Origin of the sequence: Lentisalinibacter sediminis (assembly GCF_040706615.1) — a bacterium.
In the GTDB taxonomy this organism is placed as follows: Bacteria; Pseudomonadota; Gammaproteobacteria; order Steroidobacterales; family Woeseiaceae; genus Lentisalinibacter; species Lentisalinibacter sediminis.
In genome coordinates this window covers 517,369-531,321 of the sequence record NZ_JAPDRF010000001.1, presented here as the reverse complement: position 1 = coordinate 531,321, position 13,953 = coordinate 517,369, and the positions used below count along the sequence as shown (strand labels likewise).

The window sequence follows — 13,953 nt, the reverse complement described above, 5'->3', positions numbered from 1 at the left end:
TCAGACCCTCATCTCTATGCCGCGGTCGGCCAGCCAGCGTTTCAGTTCTGCGATATGGATCTCGCCGCTGTGGAAGACGCTCGCCGCCAGCGCGCCATCGACGCGGGCTTGCGCGAACGCCGCCAGGAAATGTTCGGGCGCGCCGGCGCCGCCGGAGGCGATCAGCGGGATGCCACAGACCCCACGCACCGCGGCGAGCTGGCCGAGGTCGTAGCCCTCGCGCACGCCGTCCTGATTCATGCAGTTCAGCACGATCTCGCCGGCGCCGCGGCGCTGGACCTCGGCCACCCAGTCCAGGGTCCGGCGGCGGGTCGCCGTCGTTCGGTCCGGGTCGCCGGTGTACTGATAGACGAACCAGTCGCCGTCTTCCTCCCGGCTGTCGATGCCCACCACCACGCACTGTACGCCGAAGCGGGAGGCGAGCCGGGTGATCAGCTCCGGGTCGGCGAGCGCCGGGCTGTTGATCGAGATCTTGTCGGCGCCCCGGTTCAGTACGCTCTCCGCGTCCTCGAGGCTGCGGATGCCGCCGGCGACGCAGAAAGGGATATCGAGCACGGCCGCCACCCGGGAGACCCAGCTGCGGTCCACGGAGCGTCCGTCGGGGCTGGCCGTGATGTCGTAGAAGACCAGTTCGTCGGCGCCCTCGTCCCGATAGCGCCGGGCCAGGTCCAGGATGTCGCCCACGTCCCGGTGATTGCGGAAGCGCACACCCTTGACGACGCGGCCGTCCCGGACGTCCAGGCAGGGGATTATGCGTCGCGCGAGAATGACCGCAGCTCCTCTCTCGTCAGCGTGCCTTCCAGCAGCGCTTTGCCGGTGATCGCCGCGGCGGCGCCCGAGCGCCTGAGCGCCTCCAGGTCGTTCACGTCCCGCACGCCGCCGGAGGCCTGCAGGCCGATATCCGGGAAGCGGGAGACGAATTCCCCGTACAGGTCCACGTTGGGTCCGGTCAGCGCGCCGTCCCGGCTGATGTCGGTGCAAAGCACGTGGTGCAAGCGCGGCTCGGTAAAGCGCTCCACCGCCTGCCACAGCGTCAGCTCCGAGTCCCGCGTCCAGCCGTGGCTGGTCACCCGGGGGATGCCGTGGTCGTCCAGCCGCACGTCCAGCGCGATCACGATCCGCTCCGGCCCCGCCTCGCGCAGCCAGCCTGTGACCGTCTCGGGGCGGTTCACCGCCAGGCTGCCGATCACCACGCGATCGACACCGCAGCCGAGCAGCCGCTCCAGGCGCTCCTGGTCACGGATGCCGCCGCCCACCTGCACGGTCATCGTCGTCCCGGCGGCGATCGCGCGGATAATGTCCAGATTGGCGGGATCGCCGGTGCGGGCCCCGTCCAGATCCACGACGTGCAGTTCACGGCAGCCGGCCGACTGATACTCCAGTGCGAGTTCCAGCGGGTCGTGGTCGTAGCCGGTCTCGGCGTCGAACTCGCCCTGGAACAGCCGCACGCAGCGCCCGCCGCGCAGATCGATGGCCGGCATCACGATCACAGCGCGTACTCCAGGAAATTCCCGAGCACGGTCGCGCCGTGGGCGGAGGAGCGCTCCGGGTGAAACTGGGTCGCGAAGAAATTGCCGCTCTCGAAGACGGCCGTGAACTCGCTACCGTACTCGGTGCGTCCGGTGGTGGTGTCCGCCACCGGCAGCGCGTAACTGTGGATGAAATAGAAATGTGCGCCGTCGGGCACGTCCCGCAGGAGTACCGATTCGCCTTCCTTGCGCACCCGGTTCCAGCCCATGTGCGGTACGGGCAGCTCCGGTGAGGCCGGCAGCCGTCGGGCGCGTCCGGGGACGACGCCGAGGCAGTCCGCGTCGTCCTCCTCGGAGCCGGCGGCCAGCAGCTGCATGCCGAGGCAGATGCCGAGCACGGGCTGCGCGAGCGTGGGGAGCAATGCGTCGAGGCCGAAGGAATGCAGCCGTGCCATGGCGTCCGCCGCGGCGCCGACGCCGGGCAGGATCACCGCGCGTGCGCCGCGGATTTCGTCGACGTCGGTGCTGAGGGCCGCGTCCGTGCCGAGGCGCTCCAGCGCCCCGGTCAGTGAGGCGATGTTGGCACCGCCGGAGCCGACGATCACGACGTCACGGGAGCCCGCCATGGCTACAGCGTCCCCTTCGAGGAAGGCAGGGCGTCTCCCTCGATACGCAGGGCCTGGCGCAGCGTGCGACCGAAACCCTTGAAGCAGATCTCCACCATGTGGTGAGCGTTCTCCCCCTCCACCTCGACGTGCAGCGTCGCGCGCAGCGCGTCGGCGAGGGAACGGAAGAAATGGGTCACCATCTCGGTGGGCAACTCGCCCACCCGGTCCCGCGGAAACGCGCCGCGGAAGACGAAATAGGGCCGGCCGGAGAGGTCCAGCGCGATACGGGCCTGGGCCTCGTCCATGGGCAGTACGAAGCCAAAGCGGCCGATGCCGCGCTTGTCGCCGAGAGCCTCGCGGATGGCTTCGCCGAGCGCGAGCGCCACGTCCTCGACGCTGTGGTGTTCATCGACGTGCAGATCGCCGTCGCAGCTCAGGCGCAGCGAGAAGCCGCCGTGGGTGGCGATCTGTTCCAACATGTGGTCGAAGAAGCCGATACCCGTGGCGATGCGGTTGCCGCCTTCCCGATCCAGGTCCACGGCGGCCGTGATGCGTGTCTCCCGGGTGTTGCGGGTGACGCTCGCGCGGCGGGGCAGGGCGCAAAGCCGATGGGCGATGCCGCTCCAGTCCAGCCCGTCCTCGCCCAGACGCAGGCCCGGGATGCCGATGGCCTCGGCGAGGCGGGCATCCGTCTCCCGGTCGCCCACCACGGCGCTGCGCTCGAGGTCCAGCGTGTTTGCCGCGAGGTATCGCGTCAGGAGGCCGGTGGCGGGTTTGCGGCAGGCGCAGCCGTCCGTCTCGAAATGGGGGCAGATGAACTCCTCGTCGAAGGTGATGCCCTGGCTGGCGAACAGCGCGCGCATGTGTTCGTGGGGCAGGCGGAAATCGTCTTCGGGGAAGGACTCGGTGCCCAGGCCGTCCTGGTTGGAGACCAGCACGAAGCGGTAGCCCGCCGCCTTCAGGCGCAACAACGCCGGGATGACGCCCGGAACCAGCCGCACCTTGTCGAGACGGTCCACCTGCTCGTCGGCAGGCTCCTCGATCAGCGTGCCGTCCCGGTCGACGAACAGGACCCGCAGCCCGCTCATGCGCGCACCGCCTGGCGGCCGAGGGCCGCGAGCAGCCGTTCGTTGTCCGCGGCCTCGCCGATGGTGATGCGCAGACAGTTCTCGAGCCCCGGCTCGCCGCCGAAGTCCCGCAGCAGCAGGCCGGCGTGCCGGGCGCGGGCGAGGGCATCGGTGCTGTCGCGGAATCGCACCAGCAGGAAGTTGGCGTCGCTCGGCCATACCTGCAAGACGGCCGGGCACCCCTCCAGCGCCTCGCGGACGCGCTCGCGCTCGTCGCATAGCGCACGGATGCGCTCGGGCATGATCCGGAAGGACTCGTTAACGACGGCGGCCGTGGCCGCCTCCACCGTCGGCGTCGGGATCGCGTAGGGCGGCATCACCTTGCCCAGCAGACGCACGACGGCGGGCCGGCCGAGCGCGACGCCGCAGCGGGCGCCGGCCAGTCCGTAGGCCTTCGACAGGGTGCGCAGCACCACCAGATTGTCGTGCGCGGCCAACAGGGCGGGGCAGGGGTCCTCGCCGCCGAATTCCACGTAGGCCGCGTCCAGCACCACCAGCCCGCGGCCGGCGAGCCCTTCGCAGAGCGCGCCGATCACTGCCGGAGGGATGCTGTTTCCCGTGGGGTTGTTGGGCGAGGTCAGGAACAGCAGTCGGCAGCGCTCGTCCCAGCCTGCCAGGAGGCTCCCGGCATCGACGCGGAAATCCGGCGCGAGCAGCGGCACCCGTCGTACGCCCGCATTCTGGATGTCGGCGTAGACCTGATACATGCCGAAGGTGGGCGGGCAGATCACGATGTCGTCCAGTCCGGGGCGGCAGAAGCAGCGGATCAGCAGGTCGATCGCCTCGCTGGTTCCCCGCGTCACGAAGGTCTCCTCCGGGCTCGCCGCGTAGTGTTCGGCGAGCAGCGCGGTCAGTGCGCCCGGCCGGGCCTCGGGATAGCGGTTCAGACCGCGTTCACTCGCGTCGCCGCCCGCTCGCCAGGGCGCCTCGTTGGCATTGAGGCGCACGGCGTCAGGCGCATAGCCCGCCGGTTCGTAGGCCTTCAGCGCCCGGATCTCCGGCCGCGCGAGTGCAAGCACCGCGTCGCTCATGCGACCGTCCGCCGGCGGATCTTCTCGAGGCGCAGGGTGACCGCGCGCGCGTGAGCGTCCAGCCCCTCGAGGCCGGCGAGCGTGACCGCGGTGGGCCCCAATCCCTCCAGCCCGGCGGCACTGAGCTCCTGTACCGTCATGTGGCGCAGGAACTGGTCGACGCCGAGACCGCTGTAGGTGCGTGCGTAACCGTAGGTGGGCAGCACGTGGTTGGTGCCGCTGCAGTAGTCGCCCATGGACTCGGGCGTCCACGGGCCCAGGAACACCGAGCCGGCATTGCGGATGCGGGGCAGCCAGCTGCGGGCGTCCGCCGCCTGCACGATCAGGTGCTCGGGCGCATAGGCGTTGCTGACCCGCACGGCCTCGGCGAGATCGTCGACGATGATGACGGCGCTGTGGGACAGGGCCTCGCGCACGATGCTACCGCGGCCCAGCGCCTCCGTCTGTTCCTCCAGCGCCGCGGCAACGGCTTCCGCCAGCGCCGCATCCGGCGTGACCAGGAAGACCTGGGAGTCCGGTCCGTGCTCGGCCTGGGACAGCAGGTCCGAGGCCACGAACGCCGGATCCGCGTCGCCGTCGGCGATGACCAGCACCTCGGACGGCCCTGCCGGCATGTCCAGGGCGGCGCCGTCCGGGTCCGCCGCCACCAGGCTCTTGGCGGCCGTGACCCAGGCATTGCCGGGGCCGAAGATCTTGTTCACTCGCGGGACGGACGCGGTCCCGTAGGCCATGGCGGCGACCGCCTGTGCCCCGCCCATGCGGTAGACGGCGGTGGCACCGGAGCGCCGCGCGGCGGCCAGCACCGCCGGGTCCGCCGTGCCGTCCGGGCGCGGCGGCGTGCACAGGATGCGCTCCGGGCAGCCGGCGATGGTCGCCGGGACGGCCAGCATGATGGCGGCCGAGGGCAGGGGCGCCGTACCGGCCGGCACGTACAGTCCCACTGCGTCGAGCGGATGGCTGAGCCGCTCGCAGACCACGCCGGGGGCGGTCTCCACCCGCACCGGCTGCGGCAACTGGGCGCGGTGGAAGCTATCGACGGTCTCGATGGCACGGTCGATGGCGGCGACCGCCTCACGGCCGAGCCCGGCTTCCGCGGCCGCGAAGGCTTCCTCCGGCACACGCAGTTCGTCGATCTCGGCGCGGTCCAGCTCGCGGGTCAGCCGGCGCACGGCAGCATCGCCGTCCGCGCGCACGGCAGCCAGGATCTCCCGCACGGTGGCCTCCACCGAGGCGCCGGCGGCGACCGCCGGCCGTCGCAGCAGATCCTCGCGGGCTGCATCGTCGAGTTCGTTCCATCGATAAAGGGTCAGGGACATGGTCGGCTCCGTCTTTCGTCGACTCCGCATCAGGCGAGCATTTTCTCGACCGGCAGCACCAGCATGGCGCTGGCACCGGCCTCTTTCAGATTCTCGAGGGTCTCCCAGAATACATTCTCGCGGCAGACCGCGTGCACGGCGACGCGGTCCTCTCGCCCCTCCAGCGGCAGGATGGTGGGCGCCTCGGATCCCGGCAGCAGCCGCGTGATCTCGGCCAGCGCGCTGCGCGGCGCATGCAGCATGATGTACTTGCTTTCGCGCACCTGCTGCACGCCCTCGATGCGCATCAGCAGACGCTCGATCCACTCGATCTTCGCCTGCGGCAGCTCGGCAGCGGTGCGTATCAGCGCCGCTTCGCTCTCGAGCACGGTCGCCACCTCGCGCAGCTGATTGGCCGCAAGCGTCGAGCCGGTGGACACCAGGTCGCAGATGAAGTCGGCCCGTCCCAGTCGGGGGGCGATCTCCACCGCGCCGGAAAAGTGGACGATCTCGGCCTCGATACCGGCCTCGCGCAGGAATCCCGCGAGCACGCCCGGGTAACTGGTCGCGATGCGCCGGCCGGCGAGAGAGGCCGGTCCCTCGTAGGGCAGGTCGTCGGGAGCGGCGATGCACAGCCGGCAGTGGCCGAAGTCCAGCCCGCGGATGACCTCGAAGTTGGACAGCGCGCCGTTGCCGTCACCGTGCAGACGCTTCTCGTGGATCACGTTCAGACCCGCGATGCCGAGATCACAGACGTCGTCGGCGACCAGGCCCGGGATGTCGTCGTCGCGCACCAGCAGGATGTCGATGGGCATGTTCTCGCCGAAGCAGAACAGCTGGTCCTTGCTCTGTGTGTACTTCAGGCCGCACCGGGACAGGAGATCGAGACAGTGCTCGGTCAGGCGTCCGGATTTCTGGATCGCGATCTTCAGCCGCGGGGTTTCGCTCTGCATTCGGGGTTCCTCGGGGAGACGCGTCGGCGGCTCCGTGTCATTCCTTGCGGGTTCGCTCCAGCGCCGTGCGGTAGCCGCCGAAGCCGTCGGCGAGAAACCGTGCTACCCGGCCGATTGTCGTCACGCTGACGCCGGTCAGCTCATTGATCCGGCGATAGGGCAGACCTTCGTCGAGCAGTTGCACCACACGCCAGCGGTCGACGAGTGCCTGCAGTTCTGCCGGCGTACACAGGTCGGCGAGCAGGGCGCGCATCTCGTCGGCGCCGCGCATGGCGACCAGTGCCTCGCACAGCGCCGTCTGCTCTCGCGCCGCCCGGCGCGCACTCGTCTCGCGGTTGGGTTTCATGCCGTACCAATGTATTAACGCGTTAATACATTAATGCAATTCGACGGCCCGGTCAACAGGGTCTGTGCTGCCACATCCGGCTCGAAGTAACGATTTCCGCTGTAACCAAACAACGGTTGACGGCGGCCGCGGACGGACACTATAGTCGCCGCTACTCATCGAGACCGGCTGAGGGAAGGGCCCGACGACGCCGGGGCAACCTTCAGGCCTAACCAGCCTGAAAAGGTGCCAACTCCTGCGGCAGCGCGAAAAAGGTGCTGAGCGAAAGATGAGTGTCCGAGCAGCGGTAGCGATACCGATGGGCGAGGCACCTTCCTCGAGTTCTCCGCAGAGTGGCCGCCTGAGTGCCGGGCCCGTGATCAGACGGAGAACATCCATGACACAAGGCCCCCAGAGTGCGACCCAGGCAGTCCGCGCCGCGCTGGAATCCGACGCGCAGTACGGCGCGGTCGTACCGCCCCTGCATCTGTCGTCCAATTACACCTTCGAGGGCTTCGGCCGGCCGCGGCAGTACGACTACACGCGCAGCGGCAACCCCACGCGGGACGCCCTCGGCCGGGCACTGTCGGAACTGGAGGGTGGTGCCGGCGCCGTAGTGACCGGGTCGGGTATGTCGGCCATCACGCTGGTGTGCCAGCTGCTCAAGCCGGGCGACCTGCTGATCGCGCCTCACGACTGCTATGGCGGCAGCTTCCGGTTGTTCCGCAATCTCGCGGACCGCGGTGCATTCGACCTGGAATTCGTCGACCAGACAGACGTGCGAGCGCTGGAGGATGCCTGCAGCCGCGGGCCGCGGCTGATCTGGGTGGAGACGCCGAGCAACCCGTTGCTGCGCATCACGGACATCAACCGGGTGGTCGCCCTGGCGAAGGACTGCGGCGCTCTGGTGGCCGTCGACAATACCTTCCTGTCGCCCGCCCTGCAGCAGCCGCTGGCCCTTGGCGCCGACCTCGTGGTCCATTCCACGACCAAGTATCTGAACGGCCACAGCGACGTGGTCGGCGGTGCAGTGGTGGCCGGCGACGAGGCACTGGCATCGGAACTCGCCGACTGGGCGAACTGTATTGGCATAACGGGAGCGCCGTTCGACAGCTATCTCACGCTGCGGGGCGTGCGGACGCTGTTCGCGCGGATGCGCCAGCACGAGGAGAATGCGGCGGCGCTGGCAGACTTCCTGGCGGGTCACGAACAGGTGGCGCGGGTGTATTACCCGGGACTGGAGAGTCATCCCGGTCACCTGATCGCCGCCCGGCAGCAAAGCGGTTTCGGCGGTATGGTCAGTTTCGAGCTCAGGGGCGGTATCGAGGATGCCCGCCGCATCGCGGACGGACTCGTCCACTTCTCGCTCGCCGAGTCGCTCGGCGGTGTGGAGAGCCTGGTCTGCCACCCGGCGACGATGACCCATGCGCCGATGACGCCGGAGGCCCGCACCGCGGCCGGCATCAGCGACAGCCTCGTCCGGCTGAGCGTCGGCATCGAGTCGACGACGGACCTGCTCGGCGACCTGGCGCGGGCGCTGGACGGCCTGGGCGCGCGCGGCGACCTGCGGGCGGTAGCCGGCTGAGCGGCGCACAGCACACGACGAATCAACGAAACCTCACAAGGGAGAAAGGACAGAGCGATGGCACTGGATAAAAGCAAGCTTCATTACGAGACACTGCAGATCCACGCCGGCCAGGAGCCGGCGCCGGGTACGAATTCGCGGGCGGTCCCCATCTACCAGACCACCTCGTACACGTTCGACGACACGGCGCATGGCGCCCGGCTGTTCGGCCTGGAGGAATTCGGCAACATCTATTCCCGGATCATGAATCCGACCAACGACGTGTTCGAGCAGCGGGTGGCCGCGCTGGAGGGAGGCGTGGCGGCGCTGGCGACGGGCAGTGGCCAGGCGGCCCAGTTCCTGGCCATCACCACGCTGGCGCAGGCGGGCGAGAACATCGTCGCCCGCAGCTCGCTCTACGGCGGCACCTACAACCAGTTCAAGGTCTCGCTGCCGCGTCTCGGCATCGACGTGCGCTTCGTCGAGGGCGACGCGCTCGAGGACTACGCGGCCGCCATCGACGAGAACACGAAGGCCCTGTACGTGGAGTCGATCGGCAACCCGGGCTTCGACGTGCCGGACTTCCGGGCGCTGGCCGACCTCGCCCACGACAACGGCATCCCGCTGATCGTCGATAACACGCTGGGCTGCTGCGGCTACATCGTGCGGCCTATCGACCACGGCGCCGACATCGTGGTGCAGTCCGCCACCAAGTGGATCGGCGGCCACGGCACGACCATCGGCGGCGTCATCGTCGACTCCGGCCGCTTCGACTGGTCGAACGGCAAGTTCCCGGTGTTCACCGATCCGTCGCCGGGCTATCACGGTTTGAAATTCGCGGAGGTGTTCGGGCCGGACGGGCCGTTCGGCAATATCGCCTTCATCATCCGTGCCCGCGTGGAAGGCCTGCGCGACATCGGCCCTGCGCTGAGTCCGTTCAACTCCTTCCTGCTGTTGCAGGGGCTGGAGACGCTGTCGCTGCGGGCCCAGCGCCATGCCGACAACTCGCTGGAACTCGCCCGCTGGCTGGGCGAGCAGGCCGATGTCTCGTTCGTTAACTACCCGGGCCTCGAGTCCCACCCCTATCACGAGCGGGCGAAGCACTATCTCACCAACGGTTTCGGTGCGGTGCTGACGTTCGGGATCCGCGGCGGCGCCGAGGCCGGCCGGCGCTTCATCGAATCGGTGGAACTGGCCAGCCATCTGGCCAACGTCGGCGATGCGAAGACGCTGGTGATCCATCCGGCGACCACCACCCATCAGCAGCTCAGCGAGGAAGAGCAGCGATCCGCGGGCGTGACGCCGGACATGATCCGGGTGTCGGTGGGCATCGAGCACATTGACGACATCAAGGCGGACTTCGAGCAGGCCTTCAGCAAGGCCCGGAGCCGGGACGCCGCATGAGCCTGCCGCACGGCATCGCGCGCTGGCTCTCCTCGGATACCCGCTACCGGGAGCTGCCCGGTCCGCTCCGCCTCGAGAGCGGTGAGACCGTGGACGACCCGGTGGTCGCCTACCGGACCTGGGGCACGCTGAACCGGGACGGCACGAATGCGGTGCTGGTGTGCCACGCGCTGACCGGCTCGGCCGATGCGGACGACTGGTGGGCGGGCATGCTGGGGCCTGGCAAGGCGCTGGACCCGGAGCGGGATTTCATCGTCTGCAGTAACGTGCTCGGCGGCTGCTACGGCACGTCGGGGCCGCTGTCGCCAACGCCGGACGGCGGTCGGCGACAGGGGGGCGACTTCCCCCGCGTGACGGTGCGCGACATGGTGCACCTGCAGCGACGCCTGCTGGATGCGCTGGGCGTCGGCCGGCTGGCGCTCGTGATCGGCCCGTCGCTCGGCGGCATGCAGGTGCTGGAGTGGGCGGCCTGCTATCCGGACCGGGTGGATGCCATCGCCCCCATCGGTGTCTCGGCACGGCACAGCGCCTGGTGCATCGGTATCAGCGAGGCTCAGCGCCAGGCGATCTGGCGGGATCCGCTGTGGCGGGAGGGGCATTACCCGGACGACGCGCCGCCACGCCAGGGCATGGCGGTGGCCCGCATGGTCGCGATGGTCAGCTACCGGAGCTGGGACAACTTCGAGAGCCGTTTCGGGCGCGAGCAGGCGAACCCGGAACTCTTCCAGGTGGAGTCCTATCTGCGCTACCAGGGCGACAAGCTGGTGGACCGCTTCGATGCGGCCGCCTATGTGCGTCTGACCCAGGCCATGGACAGCCACGACCTGGGCCGCGGCCGGGGCGAGCTGGAGACGGTGCTGGCCGGCATGCGCCAGCCCGCTCTGGTGGTCTCCGTCAGCTCCGACGTGCTGTACCCGCCCGCGGAGCAGCACTACCTCGCCGAGCACCTGCCGAACGCCCGCTACGAGGTCCTGGATACTCCCCACGGGCACGACGGTTTCCTGATCGATCTGGAGGCGCTGGGCGAACTGGTGCTGGATTTCCGCCGCGGCCTCGACACGCCGCGGGCGCTGGCAGCCGGCTGAAGCCGGCCGGTCGGCCGGTCGGCAGCGCCTCAGTCCTCGCCGAGCCGCTCGATCACGGCGGCGGTCATCTCCCGCGTCCCCAGGAAGGCATGCCCCGGCGCGGCGATATCCGCCGTCCGCGCGCCGCTGCGGATGGCTGCCGCCACCGCCCGTTCCACCTCGTCGGCTTCCTCGTGCAGACCGAGGCTGTAGCGCAGCAGCATCGCCGCGCTGGCGATGGCGGCGCAGGGGTTGGCCGCGTCCCGGCCGGCGATGTCGGGGGCCGAACCGTGGATCGGCTCATACAGGCCCCGGGTGCCGGCGCCCAGGGAGGCCGATGGCAGCATGCCGAGCGAGGCAGACAGCATGGAGGCCTCGTCGGTGAGGATGTCCCCGAACATGTTCTCGGTGACGATGACGTCGAAGTCGGCCGGCCGACTGATCAGGTGCATGGCGGCGGCGTCGACCAGCACATGCTCCAGCTCCACCTCCGGGAACTCCGCGGATACGATCTCCGTGGTGACCCGGCGCCACAGGCGGGAGGTCTCGAGCACGTTGGCCTTGTCCACGGAGGCGAGCCGGCCGCGCCGGTCGCGCGCGAGCCCGGCGGCGACCCGCACGATGCGCTCGATCTCGAGCCGGGTGTAGCGGCACAGATCCGAGGCGCTGTCGGCATCGCGGTGTTTCTCGCCGAAATAGATGCCGCCGGTCAGCTCGCGCACGACCATGAGGTCGGTGCCCTGCAGCCGTTCCGCGCGGATGGCGGAAGCCTCGTAGAGTTCCGGCAGCGGCCGCACCGGCCTGAGATTGGCGAAGACCCCCAGCGCCGAACGCAGGTCCAGCAGGCCCTGCTCGGGTCTGACCGGGGCCTCCGGGTCGGACCACTTCGGCCCGCCGACGGCGCCCAGCAGCACGGCATCGGCGCGTGTGCAGAGCTCCAGCGTATCCGGGGGCAGGGCGCTGCCGTGGCTGTCGATGGCGGCGCCGCCGACCCGCCCCTCATGCATCTCGAAGCGGTGACCGTGCCGCGAGCCCACGCCTTCGAGCACTCGCCGGCCGGCCTCCGTCACTTCGGGGCCGATGCCGTCCCCCGGCAGCAGGGCGATCAGGGCTTCCATGGTCGTGTCGTCTCGAAACGGGCGATGGCGTCTTCCTGACTCAGCAGGAAGCCGAGCTGATCGGTGCCCTGCATCAGGCAGTAGCGGGCAAAGGCCTCGATGCGGAAGCGCTGCGCGCGACCGTCGGGCAGGGTGAGCGTATTGCTCTCGAGGTCGAGAACCACGTTCGCGCCGGGATGATCCAGCAGCCAGCGGTGCAACTCGGCGGGCACGTCCACCGGCAGCAGGCCGTTCTTCAGCGCGTTGCTGCGGAAGATGTCCGCGATCTCGGTGCTGATGACGGCGCGGATGCCGTAGTCCGCGAGCGCCCAGGCCGCGTGCTCGCGGGAGGAGCCGCAGCCGAAATTATTGCCGGCGACGAGTATCGTGCGGCCCGCGTTCTCCGGATCGTTCAGCACGAAATCCGGGTTCTCGCTGCCGTCTTCGCGAAAGCGCCAGTCCGCGAACAGCGCCTCGCCGAGCCCCTCCTTGCTGGTGGTGGTCAGGAAGCGGGCAGGGATGATCTGGTCGGTGTCGATGTCGCTCTGGTCGATGACGAGCGTGGCCGATTCGATGCGGGTGACGGGTTCCATGGGCTCAGACTCCTTCCAGCAGCGGCCGCGGGTCGGCGATGCGGCCGGCGACGGCGGAGGCGGCGGCCGTCAGCGGACTCGCCAGCACCGTGCGGGCGCCCGCGCCCTGGCGGCCCTCGAAGTTGCGGTTGCTGGTGCTGACCGAGAGCTTGCCGCGGGGCACCGTATCGCCGTTCATGCCCAGGCACATGGAGCAGCCGGACTCTCGCCATTCGGCGCCGGCCGCACGGAATACCTCGTCCAGTCCTCTTTCCTCGGCCTCTCGCTTGACCTGCTGCGAGCCCGGCACCACCAGCATGCGGACGTTGTCCGCGACGCGCCGTCCGCGCAGGATGCCGGCGACCTGCTCGAGGTCCGACAACCGGGAGTTGGTGCAGCTGCCGACGAACACGACGTCAACCGGCGTGCCCGCGATCGGCCGCCCGCTCTCGAGTCCCATATAGTCCAGGGCTTTGGCGAAGGCCGGTCCCGGCCCCTGCGGTATCCTCTCGGTCACAGGGACGACCATGCCCGGGTTGGTGCCGAAGGTGACCATGGGTGCGAGGCTCGAGGCATCGATGCGCACCTGCCTGTCGAACGCGGCATCGCCATCGGTGGCGAGCGCCCGCCAGCGGGCCAGCGCCCGCTCCCATTCCTCGTCCTGCGGCACCCGCGGGCGTCCCCAGAGATACTCGAAGGTGGTGTCGTCGGGGGCAATCATGCCGGCGCGTGCGCCGGCCTCGATGGACATGTTGCAGATGGTCATCCGGGCCTCCATGTCCAGCGCGCGGATCGCATCGCCCCGGTATTCGATGACATGACCCGTGCCGCCGTCGACCCCGATCTCGCCGATGATGGCGAGGATGATGTCCTTGGCCGAGACGCCCGGTCCGAGCTGACCGGTGATCTCGATGGCCAGCGTCTTCGGCCGGCGCTGCAGCAGGCACTGGGTGGCGAGTACGTGGCCCACTTCAGTGGTGCCGATGCCGAAGGCCAGCGCGCCGAACGCCCCGTGGGTCGAGGTATGGCTGTCGCCGCAGACGATGGTCTTGCCGGGCTGGGTCGCCCCGAGTTCGGGACCGATGACGTGGACGATGCCGCGGGCGTCGCTGTCGAAGCCGAGCAGCTCGATGCCGAATTCCCGGCAGTTCGCCTCCATGCGGCGGATCTGGTTGGCCGCGCTCTCGCCGACGACCTCGATGTCGGCAAGCTTGCGCACCGGTGTCGTCGGTGTGGAATGATCCATGGTCGCCAGCGTGAGGTCCGGGCGGCGCACGGGCAGGCCACGCTCGCGCAGCACGCTGAAGGCCTGCGGGGTGGTGACCTCGTGGATCAGGTGCAGATCGATATAGAGGACCGCCGGCGTCTCGTCGGTCTCGGGCACGACCACATGCTGGTTCCACACTTTTTCGAACAGGGTCTGCGCGCCGTTCATGTCGATCGA

14 protein-coding genes and 1 riboswitch are annotated in these 13,953 nt (G+C 69.4%); of the genes, 3 read left to right on the top strand and 11 right to left on the bottom strand.

Going from position 1 to position 13,953, the window contains the following annotated elements; genetic code table 11:
- The 8 genes from hisF to ACJMKX_RS02555 are packed head-to-tail and all read right to left on the bottom strand — an operon-like array spanning position 1 to position 6,829.
- Positions 1 to 768, bottom strand: a complete 768-nt coding sequence (gene hisF, locus ACJMKX_RS02590; protein WP_405220774.1) for an imidazole glycerol phosphate synthase subunit HisF — start codon at positions 766 to 768, stop codon at positions 1 to 3.
- Positions 750 to 1,481, bottom strand: coding sequence for a 1-(5-phosphoribosyl)-5-[(5-phosphoribosylamino)methylideneamino]imidazole-4-carboxamide isomerase (gene hisA, locus ACJMKX_RS02585; RefSeq protein WP_405220772.1), 732 nt, complete (start codon positions 1,479 to 1,481; stop codon positions 750 to 752). Before hisA ends, hisF begins: the two co-directional genes overlap by 19 nt.
- 5 nt (positions 1,482 to 1,486) lie before the next feature.
- Positions 1,487 to 2,095: an imidazole glycerol phosphate synthase subunit HisH gene (gene hisH, locus ACJMKX_RS02580; protein WP_405220670.1), complete on the bottom strand. Its 609-nt coding sequence runs from the start codon at positions 2,093 to 2,095 to the stop codon at positions 1,487 to 1,489.
- A gap of 2 nt (positions 2,096 to 2,097) precedes the next feature.
- A complete protein-coding gene (gene hisB, locus ACJMKX_RS02575; RefSeq protein WP_405220770.1) occupies positions 2,098 to 3,243 on the bottom strand; it encodes a bifunctional histidinol-phosphatase/imidazoleglycerol-phosphate dehydratase HisB in 1,146 nt (381 codons plus the stop codon).
- On the bottom strand, positions 3,162 to 4,235 hold the full coding sequence (hisC, locus tag ACJMKX_RS02570) for a histidinol-phosphate transaminase (protein ID WP_405220668.1): 1,074 nt from the start codon (positions 4,233 to 4,235) through the stop codon (positions 3,162 to 3,164). The genes hisB and hisC overlap by 82 nt, the downstream gene beginning before the upstream one ends.
- Entirely contained in the window at positions 4,232 to 5,551 is a 1,320-nt protein-coding gene (hisD, locus tag ACJMKX_RS02565; RefSeq protein ID WP_405220666.1) for a histidinol dehydrogenase, read from the bottom strand. The genes hisC and hisD overlap by 4 nt, the downstream gene beginning before the upstream one ends.
- A 29-nt stretch (positions 5,552 to 5,580) precedes the next feature.
- The gene (gene hisG / locus ACJMKX_RS02560; RefSeq protein WP_405220664.1) at positions 5,581 to 6,483 is read right to left on the bottom strand and encodes an ATP phosphoribosyltransferase; all 903 of its coding nucleotides are present in this window, start codon (positions 6,481 to 6,483) and stop codon (positions 5,581 to 5,583) included.
- Positions 6,484 to 6,520: 37 nt separating this feature from the next.
- On the bottom strand, positions 6,521 to 6,829 hold the full coding sequence (locus ACJMKX_RS02555; protein ID WP_405220662.1) for a YerC/YecD family TrpR-related protein: 309 nt from the start codon (positions 6,827 to 6,829) through the stop codon (positions 6,521 to 6,523).
- Positions 6,830 to 6,981: 152 nt separating this feature from the next.
- A riboswitch (SAM riboswitch) is annotated at positions 6,982 to 7,104 on the top strand.
- A gap of 101 nt (positions 7,105 to 7,205) precedes the next feature.
- Here ACJMKX_RS02555 and metB point away from each other — a divergent pair.
- From metB to metX, 3 genes are read left to right on the top strand one after another with little or no spacing between them, the layout of a single operon-like run.
- On the top strand, positions 7,206 to 8,393 hold the full coding sequence (metB, locus tag ACJMKX_RS02550) for a cystathionine gamma-synthase (RefSeq protein WP_405220660.1): 1,188 nt from the start codon (positions 7,206 to 7,208) through the stop codon (positions 8,391 to 8,393).
- A gap of 57 nt (positions 8,394 to 8,450) precedes the next feature.
- A complete protein-coding gene (locus ACJMKX_RS02545; protein ID WP_405220658.1) occupies positions 8,451 to 9,776 on the top strand; it encodes an O-acetylhomoserine aminocarboxypropyltransferase/cysteine synthase family protein in 1,326 nt (441 codons plus the stop codon).
- Entirely contained in the window at positions 9,773 to 10,861 is a 1,089-nt protein-coding gene (gene metX, locus ACJMKX_RS02540) for a homoserine O-acetyltransferase MetX (protein WP_405220656.1), read from the top strand. The genes ACJMKX_RS02545 and metX overlap by 4 nt, the downstream gene beginning before the upstream one ends.
- A 29-nt stretch (positions 10,862 to 10,890) precedes the next feature.
- Here metX and leuB read toward each other — a convergent pair whose 3' ends face one another.
- Genes leuB through leuC form a run of 3 tightly spaced genes read right to left on the bottom strand, consistent with a single transcriptional unit; the run spans position 10,891 to position 13,944 of the window.
- Positions 10,891 to 11,958, bottom strand: a complete 1,068-nt coding sequence (leuB, locus tag ACJMKX_RS02535) for a 3-isopropylmalate dehydrogenase (RefSeq protein ID WP_405220654.1) — start codon at positions 11,956 to 11,958, stop codon at positions 10,891 to 10,893.
- Positions 11,946 to 12,530: a 3-isopropylmalate dehydratase small subunit gene (leuD, locus tag ACJMKX_RS02530; RefSeq protein WP_405220652.1), complete on the bottom strand. Its 585-nt coding sequence runs from the start codon at positions 12,528 to 12,530 to the stop codon at positions 11,946 to 11,948. The genes leuB and leuD overlap by 13 nt, the downstream gene beginning before the upstream one ends.
- A gap of 4 nt (positions 12,531 to 12,534) precedes the next feature.
- Entirely contained in the window at positions 12,535 to 13,944 is a 1,410-nt protein-coding gene (gene leuC, locus ACJMKX_RS02525) for a 3-isopropylmalate dehydratase large subunit (protein WP_405220769.1), read from the bottom strand.
- Between the last annotated feature and the right edge of the window lie 9 nt (positions 13,945 to 13,953).

Excerpts from the sequence above, each read along its gene's own strand:
- leuB (WP_405220654.1), bottom strand. The coding sequence starts at position 11,958 with ATGGAAGCCCTGATCGCCCTGCTGCCGGGGGACGGCATCGGCCCCGAA.
- hisH (WP_405220670.1), bottom strand. The coding sequence starts at position 2,095 with ATGGCGGGCTCCCGTGACGTCGTGATCGTCGGCTCCGGCGGTGCCAAC.
- hisC (WP_405220668.1), bottom strand. The coding sequence starts at position 4,235 with ATGAGCGACGCGGTGCTTGCACTCGCGCGGCCGGAGATCCGGGCGCTG.
- ACJMKX_RS02545 (WP_405220658.1), top strand. The coding sequence starts at position 8,451 with ATGGCACTGGATAAAAGCAAGCTTCATTACGAGACACTGCAGATCCAC.
- hisA (WP_405220772.1), bottom strand. The coding sequence starts at position 1,481 with ATGCCGGCCATCGATCTGCGCGGCGGGCGCTGCGTGCGGCTGTTCCAG.
- leuC (WP_405220769.1), bottom strand. The coding sequence starts at position 13,944 with ATGAACGGCGCGCAGACCCTGTTCGAAAAAGTGTGGAACCAGCATGTG.
- ACJMKX_RS02555 (WP_405220662.1), bottom strand. The coding sequence starts at position 6,829 with ATGAAACCCAACCGCGAGACGAGTGCGCGCCGGGCGGCGCGAGAGCAG.
- metB (WP_405220660.1), top strand. The coding sequence starts at position 7,206 with ATGACACAAGGCCCCCAGAGTGCGACCCAGGCAGTCCGCGCCGCGCTG.
- hisG (WP_405220664.1), bottom strand. The coding sequence starts at position 6,483 with ATGCAGAGCGAAACCCCGCGGCTGAAGATCGCGATCCAGAAATCCGGA.
- leuD (WP_405220652.1), bottom strand. The coding sequence starts at position 12,530 with ATGGAACCCGTCACCCGCATCGAATCGGCCACGCTCGTCATCGACCAG.
- metX (WP_405220656.1), top strand. The coding sequence starts at position 9,773 with ATGAGCCTGCCGCACGGCATCGCGCGCTGGCTCTCCTCGGATACCCGC.
- hisD (WP_405220666.1), bottom strand. The coding sequence starts at position 5,551 with ATGTCCCTGACCCTTTATCGATGGAACGAACTCGACGATGCAGCCCGC.